General features: G+C 52.5%; 1 protein-coding gene. It reads left to right on the top strand.

Annotated features, from left to right (window positions below):
• Positions 1-457: flagellin N-terminal helical domain-containing protein (locus tag A0G03_RS20580; RefSeq protein ID WP_279628617.1), on the top strand; the 457-nt coding region annotated here is incomplete at both ends.

Here is a 457-nt window from a genome sequence, read left to right as displayed (position 1 = left end):
GCAGCGTGTTCGTGAGCTGGCGGTTCAGGCAGCAAGTGATACCAATGGTCAGACTGACCGTGGTTCAATCTACACTGAAATGAAGCAACGTCTGGACGAAATCGACCGTGTTGCTGGTTCCGCTTCTTTCAACGGCACGAACCTGCTGGACGGTTCCGCAAGTGGCGGTATCAACATTCAGGTTGGTGCAAACACCGGTGCTAATGAAGTTATCACCATTGACTCGGGTGCGCTGGTTAACGCTAAAACTTCTGGTGGTCTGTCATCTGGCGTATCTAGTGCTGTTGCTGCAATCAGCGGCACAACTGCAAGTGGTGCTGTAAGCGGCATTGGTGGTGACGATGGTCTGGCTCAAAAAATTGTTGATGCCGTTGATACCGCACTGAAAGCGGTAGACACCGCGCGTAGTAACCTGGGTGCGATCCAGAACCGTTTCGAATCCACGATCACCAACGTG

Source organism: Pectobacterium peruviense (assembly GCF_002847345.1).
Taxonomy (GTDB): Bacteria; Pseudomonadota; Gammaproteobacteria; order Enterobacterales; family Enterobacteriaceae; genus Pectobacterium; species Pectobacterium peruviense.
This window is presented reverse-complemented; position numbering and strand designations above follow the sequence as displayed.